Genomic DNA, 13230 nt, shown 5'->3' with positions numbered 1-13230 from the left:
CGAATGTCCCATCCCTTGGCGCATGACTGCCTGCTGCTTGGGACGAGCCCCTTGAAATGGCGACATGCGTTTGCGGTGTACTCGGTCTCGCTCATCCCTCTCCCCCCGTCATTGCTGTGGGGAAGCCGTTGTGTTCGACGCCATCCAGCAACCGGCCTGCATCTGCCTTTTTCAATGGTATGGAGAAAGTGACCGGGCTGTCGGATTCCCAGCAATGAAGGATTCCGCGCGCGTCGGCGGCTTCCCAATCCCAAACAGCATTTGGGTCTTGGCTTTCGTGCAACCAACGACCGTGTTGCTTAAAAAAATACGCGGTGCCAGCGGCCTTGCACTGGTCCCGAAGGCTGCGCGCCCACTGAGGATGCATGGGGCGGGCGTTGGGGCCGCTTTCGCCCCCGCAAATCACCCAGTCGATGGTCTCCCCACCTTGAGTGCGGTCGTAGCCAGTAGCGGTTCCGACAACGAGTTCTCCCGTTAGTGCGTCGTATGTGTCCCCAACAACGCGCCTGCTGGGGAACTTTCCCGGTCCAAGTGAAAGAAGCGAAAGGTAGATTGGGCCAAGAGCAGGCTCATAGCTTATGCCGACCCACGGAATACCCAGCTTGGCTTTCAGTTCCAGCAGCTTCGGAATGTCCCGATTTGCCTCGTCCTGATTGACGACAGTGATCATCAAACCGACATGCGAGGGCCAGCCACCATTGATCCATGCGGGCGGCACCATCTGGAACACGTTGCCGATACGCTTGGTCAGGAGGATGATCTTGACGCGGAACGCTGCCTCGACTTCTGAGAACAGCTCACGCCGCCATGCGGGATCAACGGCATTGTCAAACACATCGGACAGCGAGGACAGGAATGCGCTCGGCAGGCGACCGTGTTCATCTGCAAAGGCAAGGGCTTCCCGCTGGATCTTACGAAGCTTAGATGGACCGCCTTTCACCTTCCTGCGTGGTGCGCCTGGCCCCCAATGTTGGCCTCCTGTAAAGCGCGCGTCTCTGGCTTCGGCATAGCAGTTGTCGCAGCCGGGTCCGACCTTTTGACAGCCTTCCCAAAAATTAACGGTGAAGTCGGCCCACTCGATCTTAGTCTGTTGGGTCATCAGATGTACCCCACAGCACCGGCAGACTGGTACGGAAACTCAGCTGCGAGTTTGTCGCCACACCAGATGCAGACCCGATCAAGATTGCAGTGCAGCCCCGGAACATCGCGTTGAACCGTGATAGATGTGATCGGAACTTTGGATCCGTCGTCAGCGCGGAGATCGCCACCTACACGAAAATACCGAGCGCCCTCATCGCCGTCTGGCAGAGTTTCGGCCCAAATCGCTTGTCTGTCTTCGGTCATGCGGACACCTTTTGCTGGGCCTCAATGTCGGATCTCCGCCAGCGCAGTGACCCGTTGTGATCAACCGGCTTGGGAATGGCCCCCGTCTGAGAAAACAGCCACACTGCGTTCTCGGTGATGAACAGATGGGCGGCGACTTCGGATACGGTCATGAGTTGATCGTTAGTCATTGGTCAGTCCTCCTCGACATTCACGGTGTCAGCGTTCCAAAGTGGGCGTAGACCGCGCATTGTGTTCGCCAAATGGCCCCGTATAGATCAGCCAGCGAAACCTTGTGTTCGTTTGCGTGACATCCAGAGCACCCGTGGTATCCCCAGAAATCATGAGGCTTTTGCGCTGTCCCGGTTCCGGTTTCACGGCGGGAATGACAGAGGGCCGTTGTTTCCCAATTCCAGTTGCACCACTCGGATTTCATCTGGCATTCTTTGCCCCTGGCGAACTTGCGCAAATCCTCGGAAACGAACATTTCGACCTTTAGGCCGAGAGGGCTTTTGTTCATGAGGTTCATGCTGCATCCTCCATGAACCCTGAGCGCTTTGCCTCTCTCCACTGGACGCCATGACGGGTGCCGTACTCGTAAATCACCTCGATCAGATCGCGCATTTGGGCGACGTTCAGGTGAGACGAGCGGAAGCCGACAGGGAATGGGCCTGAACCGTCCAGCCCTTCAGCAAACTGGCACTGGTGCCCGAGAGATTGCATGAATGCCGCTTTCCATGTGTCAGTCGTCCACTGACGACCTTCGGGCTTGGCCTCTGCCACGTCGTGCAGCATCGCCCACAGCTTTGCGTTCTGGGGAACTGTGCGCGTAGGTTTGGTGATCGATACAACGGCGTTGTCTGGTGCCTGTTGCAGCGCCGTTAGGGCGTATTCCCTCTGGCTTCTTCCAACGAGGTAGATCTTGGGCATCAGTTCACCCCCAGATACTTGAGGTCCCGAATGACTGTCCCTCGGTCTACTTTGAGACGGGCGGCGATCTGGATTTTGGGCATTCCTCGGTCGTAGAGGCTGAGAACCTGTTTGCGTCTTGCCGCTATTTTTCTGCACAACTTGGTGTTTGTGCTGTTGGCGAATGCCTTCCCTGCACCCCAAGACATTTGCATTGCCTCGTTGCACGCCATGGCGTCGTCCTTCATGTCGGAAAGGCGTTTCTCATCAAGGAAGAACACTAGAACGCCTCCTTTTCTTCCCAGACCCGAACGCCAGCAATGGTGCGTGTCTTGAAGTTCCGGCGCACGTATTCTTCAATGAACGCTGTCATTGCCTCGCGGTCGTTTTGGGCAATGTCGTGAAGCGCGGCGCGGTGGTCCTGAATCTCGTATTTCTGGACCTTTCGCATACCCTTGACGGTATCGTTTGAAGCGGCACTTGCCTCTTTGCGCAGGGCCAACGCCTCTTCCTTTGCCGCCGCAGCTTCGCGCTGTGCTTCAATGTCGCCACTTGCGGCCTCGGCTGCTTTGGCTTCGGCCTCACGTCGCGCTTTGTCGGCCTCTTCCCAGGCCTTGCGCTCTTCCTCGGCTTTCTTTGCTGCAAGCTTTTTCTTGAAGTCGCCAACCAGCGAAACCAGTCCGTCACGAATCCGGGTCAGATCATCGATAGTTGGCTTCCACTTGGCCTTTTCCGCTTTCCATGCGTCATGAAGGGGCGCGGCTGCTGATTTTTCACCAGCATTCACCGCTTTCAGCGCCGCTTTAACCTCCTTCGTAAGCGCATCTACCGCCTTCATCTGCTCTTCGGTCTCCACCTCTGTTCCATCCAGCCAGTTTTCGGCCTCAGAAATGGTGTCACCATACGGAGCAAGTGCTTCATCAATGGGGTTGGGCGGGTTGTTGTCGCCAATCTGAGAATGAGCGTTCATGCCGCCACTCCTTCATTCTGATAGGGGATTTCATCGCCGCCCATGTAGTGAGGGTCGGGTTCATCGGTTTCCGGGTCGGAGTGTTCGACGTACTTCCTGCTATCCGGATCGAAGTCGAAGCCAAGTTCTTTGGCGCGCGCCACAACCATTTTCTGAACGTCCCGCCCCGCTTTTTTGGACCGACCAAGCACGGCGTTTATCTCTTCTGCCGCCAGCATCGTTGGCAGCTTGGTCTTGAACCATTCCACCTCAGCTTTATGCGCAACCTGCGTCTCTGACAGCGCGTTGAGGCGGTCTTTGATCTGCTCAATGACATCGGCCATGCAGGTGGCGAACGCCTCGGTCGATGCCTCTGGAACCGGCATACCGCCGATATTTGCCGGGTCTTTCCCAAACGATGTGTCGGTTGGTGAAAAGATCAGGTGGCGCTCTTTGTTGTAGATCGAGATACGCGCAATCACGTCACTGTCAGTCAGAACAAGATCCTTCGATCCACCCTGAATTTTCAGTCGTTCTTTGATCGTGTCACCGTCCGGCTTTTCATCCATGTGGGACAGCAGGATCACATCCTTGCCGAAGCCGCGCAGCATCTTGAGGAAGGCGGAAAAGCGGACGCCCAATTGCCCCCAACCTTGCTGGTTCAGAGCACCGCCGTAGGAAAGCTTCGAGTTGGACCGGATAATATCGCTGGAAAGGCTATCCAGGGCCTTACCAACCGTATCAATGATGATCGTGTCGTAGTCGGCAATGTCACCAGCAGCAATTCCAGCTACGTCCCGCCAGTCTTCGACTTGAACAACGTCTTTACGATCAACAGCCCTGTGTGCGCCCTTGTCGAAGTCCAGCAACAGGGGGCGCTTTGCTGTGAAAGCGAGGCTGGTTTTACCAAGACCCGGCTGTGAATACACAGTGAAACACAGGTTCTTCACCTCGATAACCTCGTCTGATTTCGTGATGTTCAAAGTCATGTCTCGCCTCCTTTCAGGGCTGCATGTGTGTTTGGGTGATCCCGACAGGTGGAATGGGACAGGTAAGACACCCGTCGGGATCGATCCCGCCCGGGACAGGCTGGGATACGGAAAGGCAAAGGAAGATTGCTGTGAAGAAGCCGAATTCAGCGGTCATAGCGGCATCCCCGTCATCCATTCGAAGAAGGACCGATACAGGGTGTCAGCGACCAGCAACGTGAATACACACGTGACAGCAGCGACCAGCATCAGCCATCCGGGCGGCAAGGCTCTGTCCATGGACGAGAGCTTGTCACGGCGTATCTGAGGCGCGTTCATGCGCTCGAATGCCTGCGGAATGGTGTGGCGGCGGGGCGTCGGTGAAATCACGGCAGTGCCAGCCCCGCCTATTCCTTGGGGTTTTTCTCCGCGCCCCAAGGTGTTCGGTGGGAGGGCTTTCACCTCCTGCGGCCGGGGAGTGGCCTCTGACGCGAACTCGCTACCATAAACACTGGTACATGCGCCGAATTCTGACCGGGTTCCTTGAGTGGTACGGTGTGTTTTTGGCCGGTCAGGGTAAAGGGTTGGGGAAATGCGGGTCATGACTCGCCCCGTGCTTTCATCATTGCGTCGGCGTATTCGTAGGCTTGACGGGATGCGATGGCTTCTTTGCTGATCCCGGTCGCGTGCTCTCCGAACCACACCCGCAATTGCCAATCTGGCGCACTGCCTGTGCACAAAATCTCGTTTTGCAAAGCCCGCCCCGCGAAGTAATCTCGCAAGGTCATGCCTGGCCCGGCATCTTCACCAACGTCCATGTCGGGTGTGTAAATCGGAAATGCTGGGCCACCTGTCTCACTCATTGAACAATCTCCCCATGGCGAACACTCGGAACCGGACGCCCGGTCCAAAGCTTGCCGCAGCACTTAATGGTCACTGTTTTCTCGAATGGGTTCAGAGCAATGACGACGCCCTGAACGGAATGGTATGGGCTGATCTGGATGCAGCGGATCATAGCGCGGCCTCCGCTGGCATCGGCAGGCAGTTGTTAAGAATGTCCTCAAGGATCGCCTCAGCCTGACTTTCTGGCGTGGCGTCAATGTCGTTGCTGTTGACGATAGCCGTGGCAATAATGTCGATCAGGGCCTGTCGGCATACCTCCCCCGTGGTCCCTGCGGGCTCACCAGCCAGTAGAAGGACAGAATAGGCGCGGGCCTCTTTGACAAGGTGCTCACAGGTGTGACCCTTCTCAGCCCAATGTGCGGCGTAAGAACGGCTCGAAAGTTCTTGAGCGTGAAGGTGTGCGGTGTGGAGTTTCATGTTCATGACAATCACTCCGCAGCCGTTGCGTAGGGCGCGCGGTAGAGCGCAACCTCGGCATCAGTGAAGTGATTGCCTGAGCGGATCAGGTTTTTTGCTTCGGAGAACGTTGTTCCCAGAACAAAGCGGTCATGCGCAGGGTTCGGGTACATCGGCTTTAGGTTGGCTTTGAACAGTGCCTCACTGGCGTCACTTGCAGTGGTCAGCGCCACCCAAAAGGCTTCACCAGTCTCAACGTAGGACGAACGCTGGAAAACAACAAAGTGCGGACGGTCACTAACGCCGTTGCGATAAAGGATGTCGTCGATTGTCAGCATTGTCCGTCTCCTGCTTGTCACAGGAAGGAATGTACGCACAATGCGCACAACAATCAAGCGCAAAAAGCGCACGCGTGTAAGAAAAATGCGCACGACACAGAATCACGTGTGAATCCTGTGGGCATGTACGCAAAGAAAAACCCCGCCGGAGCGGGGTCGGGTTTAGGGGGTATCGATGGGTCTGGTATTAGGGCGTTGGTCCGTTTGGAAACAAGCGGGATACGATAAGCAACGCACCGCCCACCAATGCTACAATCGTTGCTATGCCTGGATATCCAGGCAGCCGCCTGATCTCGCCTTCTACGCGCGCCAATCTTTCGCGCACGTCTTTCATGTCCGTCTTTATCTCGGACATGTCTTCTTCGAGACGTTTTACACGTGGTTCCATGTCGTCAAATGTGCCACCACCATCTCCATTTTTCAAGCTGAGAGCATTTTTTTCCAATTGATCAAGGCGTTGACGCATCTCGCGGACTGATGGGTGCGGAACAACTTTTTCACCACTCATCAAGTTGTTTCCTTAATTGTCTAATAAATTCACGATACTGTTCATTGAACTCGTTGGCTGTATGTAAATACTCCGCCGATTCAGAGACGGATTGAATATCAATCATCTTCTGAAGCTTTGATGCCATATCGGCGAGCGCAAGGTTTGCATCAAATTGAGTGGTATGAAGCAATTTAACACGTCGCTCAATCTCTTCAATTTTTGCGTCCTGATCGCTCACACCTTCCTCCCGTACCACAGCACTTTCCCAACCGGTTCTATACTCTCGATTTCGCGGTCAAATGGCGGGAATGTCTGATTGTCAGAAATCACGCTGACGTGGCCTTTCTTGGATGAGCGCCCGATCCGCTTCACGTGCAGAACATCATCCATCAGCAGTACAAACAGGCCATCATAGCCCAAGTGCTTCTTGCTGGTGTCCAGCAGCACAATGTCATCATCCAGCAGTGTGGGTTCCATGCTGTCGCCCTTGACGCTGATAATTGCCAGGTTCTGCGGCGATCCGCTTGTCAGCTTCTTCAGGTAATCCGGTGGGAATGCGAGGCTGTGTGTCTGTGGTTCGTATTCGTTAACGGAACCGTAGCCTGCACTGGCGGAAACGTCGAATACTGGAACAAGCGCGCTTCCATTCGGTGGCTCTGCGCCGATATCCACGGGAACAGGTTGAGTGCCAGTGTTCTGGTGGTGGCTGCCAGCAATCTCTTGTGGATATGAAAGCCTCATAACTCGGCTACGATCAATTCCGCGTTTTTCTAGAACGCTCGCGATGCTCTCGGCTACGTCAACCGGCAGGTATTTTTCCTTAAATCGGGTTTCGTAGTGATTGTATCCGGATCCACTAACCTCCAAGGCTTCACCCATCGCCCTGATAGAGAGGCCCGCTTCTTTCCTTAGTGACCGCAAAGCGGCCCTCAATTCGTCTGAACTATCCATGTGCGAAGATTAAGCACAAAAGGCTGTGCGCAAGTGTGCGCATTATTCGCTTGCAATGCGCACATTTAGTACGCATATTGCGATCATGAGCTATGTTGATACGATCATTGAGACCTTTGGCGGCGTCCGTCCGATGGCTCGGGCAATAGATAAGCCTGTGTCTACGGTTCAGAGCTGGAAACTCAGAGGTTCGATCCCCGACCCCAGTAAAACCGAGATTCTTGCGTACGCAGAAAAGCAGAACATTCCGCTGCGCCCAGAAGATTTTTTCCCACGCAAACAGCAAACGGAGGCCAGCCGATGACCTCCGCTCACGCTCCTTCTGTTCATGTTTCTGGCTCACATCGGAAACATGGAGCCTTTGCTGTGAAAAGTTTTGCCAGAAATGAAATTGATCATGAAAAAAATTCACGCCGTTGGTTTGCTGCTCTGCTCTGGCGGGCCTTCCCGGCCCATTCTGAGGCGGCTGTAGCGGAAAAAGCCGCGCGCGTTCTCGATGTATCTCCGCGACAGGTCCGGAACTGGCTACGCGGTAATAACGACGCCTCCCTGAAATACGTCACCGCAGTTGCTTTGATTGCTGGCGTTGAGCTGGGCCTCGGTCAGATTGGGGGCCGGGATTGAGAGTTATCACCTACATTGCCGCCCGCTGGTATGAAGTCCGCTCTAGGCGGGCTTTTTCCAAGTATCTGCGCCTAAAGAAAAAAGCGGAAAAATTTTTCCAAAGCTTGGGGGTCTAGAAATGACCCGGTTAGTTCGCCTTACCTTCTGTAGCCTGAGGCGGTTTCTCCGCATGTTCAATTGCCACCTCAAGGGCGGCGATAAGTTCTCTGGCGGCGGTGGTGTTGCACCGCAGATGGGCAACCGGGATCTGGCTCAGTTCGGTCATAATTTCGCCTTCTCGAACCCGAACCAGAGCAGACAGCGTAACCTGAACAATGTTCGGAACACTGCCGGTGTCGGTGATGATGTCGAAGTAAACAAACGGCGCGTCACTCAAGGCTCAATCTCCAATTGGCAAAAGTCTGAAAACGTAATGAGGTCTCAGCCTTCTCTTAAAAAGAGGGGGAGTCAATGACCACAATCCGTCTCCCATGGCCCGAACCCGCCCTATGGCAAAACCGTCGCGTTCACTGGTCTAAGCGAAGCAAGGCCATTGCCAGCGCGCGTAAAGCTGCATGGGCCTTGGCTCTTGAGCAAAAGGTTCCCTGTATTCCGAACGCAATCCTGCAATTCGAGTTCTACCCGCCCACCAAAGGCAAGCGTGACATTCAGAACATGCCTGCCACCCAAAAGGCGGCGATTGACGGGATAGCAGACGCCATGGGCTGCGATGATAGCGGATTCCGCGTCAGGTGGCCCGAGACCTTCGCAGGCGTTGTTCATGGCGGCTGTGTCGTTGTCAGGATCATCCCACCAGTGGTGGCGGTAGAGCACAGGGGCACCATTAACGACAGGGACAACTGGCAGCGCGTGGGCGACGTAGCCGCGCGGATGATCAGGGGGCAGGGCAAATGAAGGACTTTGCCGAGGTCATAGCCTCTTGGCCCGCAGAACGTGCCAAGATGGATCGACGCGACAGGGCGCTTATGACAATTCGCGCATGCATGGCGTTAAGCGATAGCGACAAGTGGATACAGTCTCAGAACGTGCTGGCCCGCCTTCTCAGTGAAGAAGACCTTGCAGCCATTGCATATACCTGCCTGCGCTCACTGCCTGCTGAAATCGCATACGACGTGACAGAGAAGGCCAACGGGCAGCACGGCGACTGGTTGCCACCATTGGACCCACAGGACGCCTCAGAGGCGCTCAGCATAGCGCGTTTCTGGGCTGCCGGCGCTTCGGATCTCGAACTCAAGGCCGCTGCTATGGTGGCGACTGAGAAAATGGCCCCGCGTTCGCGCAAAGGCTTCATTGGCTGGCTCAAGAAGAAGGGCCTGCTATGACGGCGAAAGCTCAGATTCTTGATATGGCCGAAAGGCTTGCACAAACCAACAGCAAGGAAACTGAGTGCGGATTGGTAAAGGGCCTGATTGTCAGGCTGTGGAAGGTTCTTCCCGTCAGTGAGCGCGAAGCTTTCATAGGGCGCATTGGCGCTGGATATCCCTACGACTTCATAGAGTGGGAAAAGCGGTTTCCAGACATTCACGACCCCGAACTTGAGAACGTGGCCCGTCATTGGGGGTACGTCCTGCCCACGCTTTACGGCGACGACAGGCAGTTTGGGCGGTCGTTCGAAAAGCTAATACGGATCCGCAAATCCCCTTCTGAGAAACAGGCAGCATGGGCCAAGCGGCTGTTTTCCGATTGGAAGCAGTTCAGGGTCACAGAAGCAGAAACCCCCGAGGACATTGAGGTGATGGAGGAGTCTTCGTCAGAGGCTTGATCTGACGCCTTCTCGTGGACGGTGACGACTTCGGTTGCGCGAGATAGGAAATCAACTGGCTACAACGGAAAGCAGCGATAGCCAGCGCCTTGCCCGAAATCTCTAAGGCGAAGCTGATGCGGGCCAGATACCCGCAAGATAGTGAGAGACCCCGTGGCTGTTCTGGCAGATCTCGGGGGCCCGAAAGGCGGCGGACGGCTCCGAAGGCAAGACGCAAGATCTGTGTGGGTTTAGGGGGGTATCGGGAAAACGCTTCTGAGCGTGGACCTGAAGTCGCCCTATGCCCATCCGACAACGAACTCACCAAAGGCAAGAGCGTAACAATCTAACTACGGTAATTACTTAGAGAGGGTAGAGCGACATGATATCTTCAAAGCCAGTCAAGAGATTCAACCAGTCCTATACAGGTAAGGTGGTGGATCGAGCACGATTATCCCGAAAAGAGATAGGCATTTTCGAGAAGCATGGTTGGCGTTGCCACTACTGTGGGCACAAACGTTCCTTGTGTCTTGATCATGTCGTTCCACGAGCAATTGGCGGATCAGATCATCCTTCCAATCTCGTTCCGGCATGCAGGTCCTGCAATTCGTCGAAAGGGAAGAAAAGTTACGAGGACTTTACCGAGTGGATAGCCCACGAGAAAATCGCTTCTGAGTTGTTTTGGACAAGGTTGGACTGCCTATGACCAGAAAACTTTCTAAGCAAAATCCCAACACCAACCAAACAGACTGACGCAGGAGAAAAGGGCATGATCGGAGAACAAAAGCTTTGGCAGGCAGTCGTCAGCAGGGCTGTTCTTGACGCGGGCTGGACGGGAAAAGAACGCGCCTATGACGGTCAGCTCAGGGCCGAAGCTACGGAAAAGGGGAGAGCTGACGCTTGGCTTTCGTCTGGCAATCGAGACTTCCGTGCGGTTTGTGACTTGGCAGGGATAGATCCGGACTTTCTCAGGGATTCCTATCGGTCAGGTCGTTTGGATTTGGAGATTTTCAGCGCAGCCGAAAAGAAGCGTCGAAGCATAGAAAAACGTCGTGAGGCAGAGCGGGCAGGGGGTGAGTGAAATGAAAAGCTACTCCAAAGCGGCAAAGCGAGCCAATAAGAAGGCAGTCAAAGATCTCTACAAATCTTGGGAAGCTGAATCCGCGCCAGTCACGCCAAAAGTTGAGGAAGATCCTTTGAAGGCACCAATGCAGGCTCGGGCCAACCACCTAGGTCAGAAGCCGACAAAGGACGTACTTGCGCCCAGCTTGGAAACTCAGGCTGGTATGGTTCTGCACATAGGCGTCAGCGACAAGGACGAGCGCCGCGCCCTGTTCGATACCTTCATGGAATATGACAAGGCGGTAAACCTGTACAGCGCCCGCAATCTTGGCAGGCAACGCTTTCCGGCAGTGTCGAAGATGGAATTTATGCCCGAGCGCTTCGAGACACGCTTGGACGACAGCCCCACAGACGACCGGACAGACGAGGAGAAGGCCGACAGCGCCCGAAAGGCTATGCGGCTGTGGGATGGACGCCTGAACCAATTGCACCCGCACAGGGCTCGGATAATCCGTTCAGTGTCGTACCAGCAAGAGACACTGGTGAAATGCGGGGAGATAACCGGGGCAGGGCGGTCGTTCATTGCGGCACTGCGAGCGCTGCACGAGTTGACAAAGCGCTGATATGTCCGTAGGATTCTGGTAGCGCCACGGTTACGAACTTGTGGCGTTTTTTGATTCCGCCCTTTGGTGGTGACATTAGGTCGGGAAGCTCGGCCAAACCTTGCAAGTTGGTGTCACCTCCTGAGCGCGGCGGCGTGGAAGGACACGCGAAAAATCGGGATAGCCTCTCAGGGACGAAACCCGCCCGGCCAATCCAAGGGGGAGCCGGTATCAAGCCCGGCCCGCGTTCAATTCATTGTTGGTGTGTGTTAGTGGGCAGTGTTCATTGCTCTGTGGGTGGCCCTGTCTTCAATGACAAGCAAGGCTCGCAAGATTGGGTAGATGCTTCGAGTTTGACCCTAGAAGGCTTGGCGCGCCGCCTGCGGAGTTATGAGCATTCAAACAAAGCCGGAGTTGATCACCGGCATACCCGCCCCGCCTCTCAACGATGCGCCTCTGGGCGGGTTTCTTGTACGCTGCGCCAGCCCAGCGGAAACAGGCTGGCAACCATATCCAATTCAAAGCCAATACTCACCGGGTCCCCCTCGGCTTATCAGCACTTGGCTTTGACCAGAGACGGGTACGCCAGTGGCAGCAGGGTACCCGTCTCGCAATATCAGGAGTTGCGTGAATTGACAGTCATCGCTGTGAAGGACGGTGTTCTCGCCGCTGACACCGGGGTATTCTCCAATGGAGTAATCTGCGGGCACACTCGGAAGTGGGCGGCAGTACCCGACCACAAGGGCGGTGGCTTCGTTGGTGGTTCTGGTTCTCTTGGCAGGGCTCAGCAGGCCATAGCCGCTGTATCGTGTTCGGAGACCATAGAACCAGTTGCAGATAGCCTCATTCACCTGATGGCAGACGGAACCGTGCGGGAAAAATGGGGCGAAGAGGATTGGATCGAATACGACGCCCCTTTCTATGCAATCGGCTCCGGGGCTGACGTAGCACTTGGGGCAATGGCAGCGGGCGCAACGGCAAAAGAGGCGGTGAAAATCGCCATTCGACTTTGTGAGAACTGCGCTGGCAAGGCGGAAGTCGCAAGGTAACTCCATAAATCAGAGGTTAGCCGTGAAAAACCTGTTCGTCTTAATGGGCCAGACCAACTACGAAGGCGATACCCTTCTCGGCGTCTACGAATCCGAAGCAGAGGCATCCATAGCGGCAGTCGTTTACGATGATGTTGCAGGCAAAATCTGCCAATTCGATGATTACAAGATCCACCAGTTGGAGATTGGCGTCCCTGCCAGATGGGTCGATCTTGATGAAGCAATAAAAGTTGACTGGGGCGAATAACCCCGCAAACCAGAGGTTAGAGCAATGGCAAAAGTCCGTATCACATTTGGCAGCGCTATGGGCGGTGGTGCTCCTGTTCATGGTTGCCTTCCCCGTGCGTCGGAAGCCATCACGTCGAGCGCGTCAAATCAGGTGACCACAGAAGCCGCCGGGGTTGGCGAGATTATCACGATCACAGCCCTGAGCGATGTTGATGTTGCCATCGGTCTTTCACCAGACGCAACAAGTGGCCTTGTCGACACAATACCAGCAGGTGGCGTCAAGAGTTACGGCCCGGCCTCTGCTGGCTTCAAAGTTGCTGTTGTAGACGCATAACCCAGAACAGAAAGAGAGGTTGCCCCATGAGCGGCGATAACTCTAAACGAGGCAAGGGCAGGCCCCCCGGTTTTAAAATGACCGAGGAACACCGTAATAAAATCAGAAACAGTCATATTCTCAACCATTTAATAGAATGCGCTGAGGGTGAAAGGGAGATGACTAGCACTCAGGCGCAGGTTGGTCTTGGACTGCTTAAAAAGGTTATGCCAGACATGACGGCGGCGGAGATTAGCGGCCCAGATGGCAGCCCAATCCAAACCGAAGAAGTAGGGCAGGGGGCGGCAAAGCTGACCGCTTTCCTGGATAGCATTGCAGAGCGTAGCGGAACGACTAGCGAGTCTGACGCCTGATGAGAGGGCG

At 55.2% G+C, this 13230-nt stretch carries 29 protein-coding genes; 13 read left to right on the top strand and 16 right to left on the bottom strand.

Annotation, left to right across the window (positions count from 1 at the left end; genetic code table 11):
- Nucleotides 1-91: 91 nt before the first annotated feature.
- From AC2FNU_RS03740 to AC2FNU_RS03705, 8 genes are read right to left on the bottom strand one after another with little or no spacing between them, the layout of a single operon-like run.
- Nucleotides 92-1099 (bottom strand): DUF5131 family protein, encoded by a 1008-nt coding sequence (locus tag AC2FNU_RS03740; protein WP_496784934.1) that lies wholly within the window; start codon nt 1097-1099, stop codon nt 92-94.
- The gene (locus AC2FNU_RS03735; protein WP_496784932.1) at nt 1099-1344 is read right to left on the bottom strand and encodes a hypothetical protein; all 246 of its coding nucleotides are present in this window, start codon (nt 1342-1344) and stop codon (nt 1099-1101) included. The genes AC2FNU_RS03740 and AC2FNU_RS03735 overlap by 1 nt, the downstream gene beginning before the upstream one ends.
- Nucleotides 1341-1514 carry a helix-turn-helix transcriptional regulator gene (locus tag AC2FNU_RS03730; protein ID WP_496784930.1) on the bottom strand — a complete coding sequence of 58 codons (174 nt, stop codon included), beginning with the start codon at nt 1512-1514 and terminating at the stop codon, nt 1341-1343. Before AC2FNU_RS03730 ends, AC2FNU_RS03735 begins: the two co-directional genes overlap by 4 nt.
- A 20-nt stretch (nt 1515-1534) precedes the next feature.
- Nucleotides 1535-1852, bottom strand: coding sequence for a nuclease domain-containing protein (locus AC2FNU_RS03725; protein ID WP_496784928.1), 318 nt, complete (start codon nt 1850-1852; stop codon nt 1535-1537).
- Complete coding sequence (locus tag AC2FNU_RS03720; protein WP_496784926.1) at nt 1849-2253, bottom strand: recombination protein NinB; 405 nt, start codon at nt 2251-2253, stop codon at nt 1849-1851. The genes AC2FNU_RS03725 and AC2FNU_RS03720 overlap by 4 nt, the downstream gene beginning before the upstream one ends.
- The gene (locus AC2FNU_RS03715) at nt 2253-2513 is read right to left on the bottom strand and encodes a hypothetical protein (protein WP_496784924.1); all 261 of its coding nucleotides are present in this window, start codon (nt 2511-2513) and stop codon (nt 2253-2255) included. Before AC2FNU_RS03715 ends, AC2FNU_RS03720 begins: the two co-directional genes overlap by 1 nt.
- On the bottom strand, nt 2513-3202 hold the full coding sequence (locus AC2FNU_RS03710) for a hypothetical protein (protein ID WP_496784922.1): 690 nt from the start codon (nt 3200-3202) through the stop codon (nt 2513-2515). The genes AC2FNU_RS03715 and AC2FNU_RS03710 overlap by 1 nt, the downstream gene beginning before the upstream one ends.
- Complete coding sequence (locus AC2FNU_RS03705) at nt 3199-4170, bottom strand: ATP-binding protein (protein ID WP_496784920.1); 972 nt, start codon at nt 4168-4170, stop codon at nt 3199-3201. Before AC2FNU_RS03705 ends, AC2FNU_RS03710 begins: the two co-directional genes overlap by 4 nt.
- Between AC2FNU_RS03705 and AC2FNU_RS03700 the strand changes: the two genes are divergently transcribed.
- Nucleotides 4169-4477, top strand: coding sequence for a hypothetical protein (locus tag AC2FNU_RS03700; RefSeq protein WP_496784918.1), 309 nt, complete (start codon nt 4169-4171; stop codon nt 4475-4477). The two genes, AC2FNU_RS03705 and AC2FNU_RS03700, sit on opposite strands and share 2 nt — an antisense overlap.
- Nucleotides 4478-4748: 271 nt before the next feature.
- Here the strand turns inward: AC2FNU_RS03700 and AC2FNU_RS03695 are convergent, their stop codons facing one another.
- The 7 genes from AC2FNU_RS03695 to AC2FNU_RS03665 form a co-directional block, all read right to left on the bottom strand.
- Nucleotides 4749-5012, bottom strand: coding sequence for a hypothetical protein (locus AC2FNU_RS03695; RefSeq protein WP_496784916.1), 264 nt, complete (start codon nt 5010-5012; stop codon nt 4749-4751).
- Nucleotides 5009-5164, bottom strand: coding sequence for a hypothetical protein (locus AC2FNU_RS03690; protein WP_496784914.1), 156 nt, complete (start codon nt 5162-5164; stop codon nt 5009-5011). The genes AC2FNU_RS03695 and AC2FNU_RS03690 overlap by 4 nt, the downstream gene beginning before the upstream one ends.
- Entirely contained in the window at nt 5161-5475 is a 315-nt protein-coding gene (locus AC2FNU_RS03685; protein WP_496784912.1) for a hypothetical protein, read from the bottom strand. Before AC2FNU_RS03685 ends, AC2FNU_RS03690 begins: the two co-directional genes overlap by 4 nt.
- Nucleotides 5476-5480: 5 nt before the next feature.
- The gene (locus AC2FNU_RS03680; protein ID WP_496784911.1) at nt 5481-5786 is read right to left on the bottom strand and encodes a hypothetical protein; all 306 of its coding nucleotides are present in this window, start codon (nt 5784-5786) and stop codon (nt 5481-5483) included.
- A 187-nt stretch (nt 5787-5973) separates the two neighbouring features.
- Entirely contained in the window at nt 5974-6294 is a 321-nt protein-coding gene (locus AC2FNU_RS03675) for a hypothetical protein (RefSeq protein WP_496784909.1), read from the bottom strand.
- The gene (locus AC2FNU_RS03670; RefSeq protein ID WP_496784907.1) at nt 6284-6514 is read right to left on the bottom strand and encodes a hypothetical protein; all 231 of its coding nucleotides are present in this window, start codon (nt 6512-6514) and stop codon (nt 6284-6286) included. Before AC2FNU_RS03670 ends, AC2FNU_RS03675 begins: the two co-directional genes overlap by 11 nt.
- Nucleotides 6511-7227: a S24 family peptidase gene (locus tag AC2FNU_RS03665; protein ID WP_496784905.1), complete on the bottom strand. Its 717-nt coding sequence runs from the start codon at nt 7225-7227 to the stop codon at nt 6511-6513. Before AC2FNU_RS03665 ends, AC2FNU_RS03670 begins: the two co-directional genes overlap by 4 nt.
- Before the next feature lie 85 nt (nt 7228-7312).
- Between AC2FNU_RS03665 and AC2FNU_RS03660 the strand changes: the two genes are divergently transcribed.
- Together AC2FNU_RS03660 and AC2FNU_RS03655 are read left to right on the top strand one after the other, a co-directional pair.
- Nucleotides 7313-7531, top strand: a complete 219-nt coding sequence (locus tag AC2FNU_RS03660; protein WP_496784903.1) for a carph-isopro domain-containing protein — start codon at nt 7313-7315, stop codon at nt 7529-7531.
- The gene (locus AC2FNU_RS03655) at nt 7528-7851 is read left to right on the top strand and encodes a hypothetical protein (RefSeq protein ID WP_496784902.1); all 324 of its coding nucleotides are present in this window, start codon (nt 7528-7530) and stop codon (nt 7849-7851) included. The genes AC2FNU_RS03660 and AC2FNU_RS03655 overlap by 4 nt, the downstream gene beginning before the upstream one ends.
- A 127-nt stretch (nt 7852-7978) precedes the next feature.
- On the opposite strand, the gene AC2FNU_RS03650 is transcribed toward AC2FNU_RS03655, so the two are convergent.
- A complete protein-coding gene (locus AC2FNU_RS03650; RefSeq protein ID WP_496784900.1) occupies nt 7979-8227 on the bottom strand; it encodes a hypothetical protein in 249 nt (82 codons plus the stop codon).
- A gap of 74 nt (nt 8228-8301) precedes the next feature.
- On the opposite strand from AC2FNU_RS03650, the gene AC2FNU_RS03645 reads away from it, so the two are divergent.
- The 10 genes from AC2FNU_RS03645 to AC2FNU_RS03600 all read left to right on the top strand — a co-directional run bounded on the left by AC2FNU_RS03645 (nt 8302) and on the right by AC2FNU_RS03600 (nt 13220).
- Nucleotides 8302-8745, top strand: a complete 444-nt coding sequence (locus AC2FNU_RS03645) for a hypothetical protein (RefSeq protein ID WP_496784898.1) — start codon at nt 8302-8304, stop codon at nt 8743-8745.
- Entirely contained in the window at nt 8742-9173 is a 432-nt protein-coding gene (locus AC2FNU_RS03640; protein WP_496784896.1) for a hypothetical protein, read from the top strand. The genes AC2FNU_RS03645 and AC2FNU_RS03640 overlap by 4 nt, the downstream gene beginning before the upstream one ends.
- Nucleotides 9170-9613, top strand: coding sequence for a hypothetical protein (locus tag AC2FNU_RS03635; RefSeq protein ID WP_496784892.1), 444 nt, complete (start codon nt 9170-9172; stop codon nt 9611-9613). The genes AC2FNU_RS03640 and AC2FNU_RS03635 overlap by 4 nt, the downstream gene beginning before the upstream one ends.
- A 361-nt stretch (nt 9614-9974) precedes the next feature.
- Nucleotides 9975-10298 carry an HNH endonuclease gene (locus tag AC2FNU_RS03630; protein ID WP_496784889.1) on the top strand — a complete coding sequence of 108 codons (324 nt, stop codon included), beginning with the start codon at nt 9975-9977 and terminating at the stop codon, nt 10296-10298.
- Nucleotides 10299-10361: 63 nt separating this feature from the next.
- Entirely contained in the window at nt 10362-10673 is a 312-nt protein-coding gene (locus AC2FNU_RS03625; RefSeq protein WP_496784887.1) for a hypothetical protein, read from the top strand.
- 1 nt (nt 10674) lies between these two features.
- Nucleotides 10675-11277 (top strand): hypothetical protein, encoded by a 603-nt coding sequence (locus AC2FNU_RS03620; RefSeq protein WP_496784884.1) that lies wholly within the window; start codon nt 10675-10677, stop codon nt 11275-11277.
- Between the two features lie 611 nt (nt 11278-11888).
- Nucleotides 11889-12305 carry a hypothetical protein gene (locus tag AC2FNU_RS03615; protein ID WP_496784881.1) on the top strand — a complete coding sequence of 139 codons (417 nt, stop codon included), beginning with the start codon at nt 11889-11891 and terminating at the stop codon, nt 12303-12305.
- 22 nt (nt 12306-12327) lie between these two features.
- A complete protein-coding gene (locus tag AC2FNU_RS03610) occupies nt 12328-12552 on the top strand; it encodes a hypothetical protein (RefSeq protein WP_496784876.1) in 225 nt (74 codons plus the stop codon).
- Nucleotides 12553-12576: 24 nt separating this feature from the next.
- Nucleotides 12577-12867, top strand: coding sequence for a hypothetical protein (locus AC2FNU_RS03605; RefSeq protein ID WP_496784872.1), 291 nt, complete (start codon nt 12577-12579; stop codon nt 12865-12867).
- Nucleotides 12868-12893: 26 nt separating this feature from the next.
- Nucleotides 12894-13220: a hypothetical protein gene (locus tag AC2FNU_RS03600; RefSeq protein ID WP_496784870.1), complete on the top strand. Its 327-nt coding sequence runs from the start codon at nt 12894-12896 to the stop codon at nt 13218-13220.
- Nucleotides 13221-13230: the final 10 nt, after the last annotated feature.

Source organism: Ruegeria sp. BHSB064 (assembly GCF_059613205.1).
The sequence above is the reverse complement of the archived record's forward strand: the minus strand, read 5'-3'. Positions and strand labels throughout refer to the sequence as shown.